The following is a 4,038-nucleotide window of genomic DNA, read 5'->3' on the forward strand; positions in this document are numbered from 1 at the left end:
CCCCGGTGAGCCGCGACGACGGCTCCGTCGACGGGATCGCGTCCGCCACGGCCGTGCCGGCGAACGCCGCGCCCTGGCCCAGGATCGCGGTCTCCGGGTCGCCGGAGCCCGCCGGCGAGGGGGTGAGGCCCTCCTCGCCGAGCAGCCGCATCAGCAGCGCCTGGGTCTGCGGGCGCTGCGCCGGGTCCTTGGCGAGGCAGCCGGCGACGATGCCGCGCAGCGGCTCCTCCATCGAGCCGAGGTCCGGCGGCTCGTTGACGATCCGATGGATCACCGCCATGACGGTGTCCTGGCCGAACGGCGCCTGCCCGGTCGCGGCGTAGACCATCGTCGAGGCCCAGGAGAACAGGTCCGCGGCCGGTGTGATCTCCTCGCCGGACAGTTGCTCGGGCGCCATGTAGGCGGGCGTGCCGATGGCGGAGTTGGTCATGGTGGCGGCCGCGTCGAGGGCCCGCGCGATGCCGAAGTCGATCACCCGTGGCCCGTCGGCGCCGATGAGGACGTTCTGCGGCTTGAAGTCGCGGTGGACGATGCCCGCCTGGTGGATGGCGACGAGCGCGGTCACCGTGCCGATGGCCAGGCGCTCCAGGTCCGCCCCCGACCGCGGAGAGTCGGAGGAGACGAGCTGGTACAGCGACGGGCCGGAGACGTACTCGCTGACGATGTAGGGCCGGTCGCCGTCGACGTCGGCGTCGAGCACCTGCGCGGTGCAGAACCGCGCCACCCGTTTGACCGCGTCGAGCTCGCGCAGGAACCGCGAGCGCGCGACATCGTCCTGGGCGAGGTCGGCGCGGAGCAGCTTGACGGCCACCTGTTCGCCCGAGGCGGACCGGCCCAGGTAGACGACCCCCTGGCCGCCTTCGCCCAAGCGCGCCGTGATGGTGTAGGCACCGAGCCGCTCCGGGTCACCTGGCTTGAGTGGACGGCCGTCCGGCATCAACGCTCCTGTATGGGAAGTCTGCGGGTGACTACCGTAGCCGTTCGCCCGGGGCCGCGGCCGTCTTCGCGACGCTTGTGTCCGGCTGGCAGGATCGAAGGCATGACCCTCAGCTTCCCACGACAGAGCGCTCGAACCCGGCGATTCACACTCGGTGCCCCGCGCGGCTTTCTCGTGTCGTCCGACGGCGCCCGCGTCGTCTTCCTGCGTTCCCGGCACGGCACCGATCCGGTCACGTGCCTGTGGACGGTCGACGTCGGCGACGACGCGACCGGCGAGGAGCGTCTCATCGTGGACCCGCGCACTCTCGACCTGCCCGGGGAGGAGGACCTGCCGGCCGAGGAGCGCGCTCGCCGGGAGCGCGCCCGCGAGCAGGCCGGCGGCATCACCTCGTACGCGGCCGACTCCGAGCTGACCGTCGCCGCCTTCGCCCTGTCCGGACGGCTCTTCGTCACCGACCTCGACAAGGACGTGCGGCCGCTCGACGCCGTGGCCCCGGTCTTCGACCCGCGTCCCGACCCGACCGGCCGCCACGTCGCGTACGTGTCCGGGCGCGCCCTGCGGGTGATCGACGTGGCCTCCGGCGCGGACCGCGCGCTCGCCGAGCCCGAGGACGACCAGGTCTCCTACGGGCTGGCGGAGTTCGTCGCGGCCGAGGAGATGCAGCGCATGCGCGGCTTCTGGTGGTCGCCGGACGGCGAGGCCGTGCTCGCGGCGCGCGTCGACGAGTCCCCGGTGCAGCGGTGGCACATCGCCGACCCGGCCAACCCCGGACGGCCTCCGGTGGAGGTCGCCTACCCCGCCGCGGGCACGCCCAACGCGGACGTCTCGCTGGCCGTGTTCGGCCTCGACGGCCGGCGGCGGCCGGTCGAGTGGGACCGCGCGGCCTACCCCTACCTCGCCGCGGCGAGCTGGGATTCCGGCGGCATCCTGCTCGTCGTGCAGACCCGCGACCAGAAGGTCATGCGGATCCTGTCCGCCGACCCGGCCACCGGCGAGACCACGCTCGTACGCGAGGACACCGACCCGGTCTGGATCGACATCGTGCCCGGCGTGCCGGCCCGTACCGCGAGCGGCGACCTGGTCTGGGTCGCCGAGGACGACACGGCCCGCCGGCTGCTCGTCGCCGGCGATCCGGTCACCCCGGCGGGCCTGCAGGTACGGTCCGTGCTGAGCGTGGACGGCGACACGGTGGTGTTCACCGCCTCCGACGAGCCCACCGAGATCCACGTGTGGGTCTATGACGGCAGCGGCCTCACCCGGATGAGCGACGGAAGCGGCGTGTTCGGCGGGCGGCGCAAGGGCGGCACCACCGTGATCAGCGGCGGCCGGCTCGACCGGTTCGGCGCCGAGACGACCGTCCACCGGGCCGGCCGGACGCTCGGTCACATCGCCTCCCACGCCGAGACGCCCGCGATCGAGGTGAACGTCGACCTGATCCGGGCCGGCGAGCGCGAACTGCGCACCGCCGTGCTGCTGCCCGCCGGCTACTCCGGCGACGAGCCGCTGCCGGTGCTCATGGACCCGTACGGCGGTCCGCACGCCCAGCGGGTGCTCGCCACCCGGCGCGCCTTCGCCGAGTCGCAGTGGCTCGCCGACCAGGGCTTCGCCGTCGTGGTCGCCGACGGCCGCGGCAGCCCCGCCCGCGGGCCGCAGTGGGAGCGGGCGATCCACCGCGACGTGGTCGGGCCGGTGCTGGAGGACCAGGTGACGGCCCTGCACGCGGCGGCCGAGCGCTTCCCGCTCGACCTGTCACGCGTGGCGATCCGCGGCTGGTCGTTCGGCGGGTACCTCGCCGCACTCGCGGTGCTGCACCGCCCCGACGTCTTCCACGCCGCGGTGGCGGGTGCCCCGGTCACCGACTGGACCCTGTACGACACGCACTACACCGAGCGCTACCTCGGCGACCCGAACGAGGACCCGGAACCGTACGAGCGGGCGAGCCTGATCGCGGCGGTGTCGCGCGAGGAGGGCCCGCGCACCATGCGCCCGCTGCTGGTCATCCACGGACTCGCCGACGACAACGTGGTGGTGGCGCACACGCTGCGGTTCTCCTCGGCCCTGCTCGCCGCGGGCCTGCCGCACAGCGTGCTGCCGCTGTCGGGCGTCACCCACATGACGCCGCAGGAGGTCGTCGCGGAGAACCTCATGCTTCTGCAGGTGGAGTTCCTCAAGAACGCGCTGTAGACCCGGAGGAGAGCCGGAGTGCCGGAGGAGACGAGGCTGCCGTCGTGCCCGCGCTGCGGCCAACGCGTCGCGCGGCTGGTGTACGGCCGCGTGCGCCCGTCCGAGGAGCTTCAGCGGGCCCTCGACGCCGGCGAGGTCGTCCTCGCCGGATGCGTCGTCGAGTCCTCCCGGTGGTGCTGCACCGGGTGCGGGGAGCGCTACGTCGACGCCCCCGCGCCCGGGCCGGAGGAACAGCCCTGAGCGGTCCCGTCCCTTCGCGCACGCGTGATGGGACGCCGTACGGCCAGGAGGCGTTCGGCGGGCGCCCGGACCGCGGGCGACGCGCTCGGACATGCCGCCGGGCCCGGTACGCCATCCGCTGGACCGCACGTCTGGTGCGTCCGGCGATGGGCCCGCGCCGGGCACCTGCTCGCCGACGGAGACCCGGCCACCGCGTCGACTGCTGGGACGTCGTTCGACCGATGCCCGGCGAGGTGCTCCACCCATACGGAGTGTTCTGACGGCGGCCGCCGCTTCGTCATCCCCGGAGGACTTGCGGGGGCGGACCACTAATATTCCGGGCATGGCGGAGGATTTCCGGATCGTCGTGGTCTGCACAGCGAACATCTGCCGGTCGCCGATGGCGGAGGTGATGATCCGGCACGCCCTGCGGGATGCCGGGCCGGACGCCGCCGGTGTCGTCGCCGAGAGCGCCGGGGTGTACGGGCACGAGGGCAGCCCGATCGCACCGGGGTCGGCGTCGGCGCTCCGCGCGCTGGGCATCGAGGACGACGGTCACCGCGGCCGGCGGCTGACGCCCGCCATCGTCGCCGCCGCCGTACGCCTGCTCACCATGGAGGAACGGCACCGCGAGGCGATCCTCGCCGGCACCCCCGAGGCGCGCGACCGCACCTTCGCCCTGCGGGAGTTCGCCC

4 protein-coding genes are annotated in these 4,038 nt (G+C 73.9%); 3 read left to right on the forward strand and 1 reads right to left on the reverse strand.

Going from position 1 to position 4,038, the window contains the following annotated elements; translation table 11 throughout:
- On the reverse strand, positions 1-937 hold a 937-nt coding region (locus ACFFNX_RS44100), incomplete at its 3' end, for a serine/threonine-protein kinase (protein WP_378212228.1).
- Between the two features lie 102 nt (positions 938-1,039).
- Here ACFFNX_RS44100 and ACFFNX_RS44105 point away from each other — a divergent pair.
- From ACFFNX_RS44105 to ACFFNX_RS44115, 3 genes are all read left to right on the forward strand, one after another.
- Positions 1,040-3,124: a S9 family peptidase gene (locus ACFFNX_RS44105; RefSeq protein WP_378212230.1), complete on the forward strand. Its 2,085-nt coding sequence runs from the start codon at positions 1,040-1,042 to the stop codon at positions 3,122-3,124.
- Between the two features lie 18 nt (positions 3,125-3,142).
- Positions 3,143-3,364 carry a hypothetical protein gene (locus ACFFNX_RS44110; RefSeq protein ID WP_378212231.1) on the forward strand — a complete coding sequence of 74 codons (222 nt, stop codon included), beginning with the start codon at positions 3,143-3,145 and terminating at the stop codon, positions 3,362-3,364.
- Between the two features lie 322 nt (positions 3,365-3,686).
- The coding region (locus tag ACFFNX_RS44115) for an arsenate reductase/protein-tyrosine-phosphatase family protein (protein WP_378212232.1) at positions 3,687-4,038 on the forward strand (352 nt) is incomplete at its 3' end.

The sequence above is a fragment of the Actinoallomurus acaciae genome, from assembly GCF_042429965.1.
Taxonomy (GTDB): Bacteria; Actinomycetota; Actinomycetes; order Streptosporangiales; family Streptosporangiaceae; genus Actinoallomurus; species Actinoallomurus acaciae.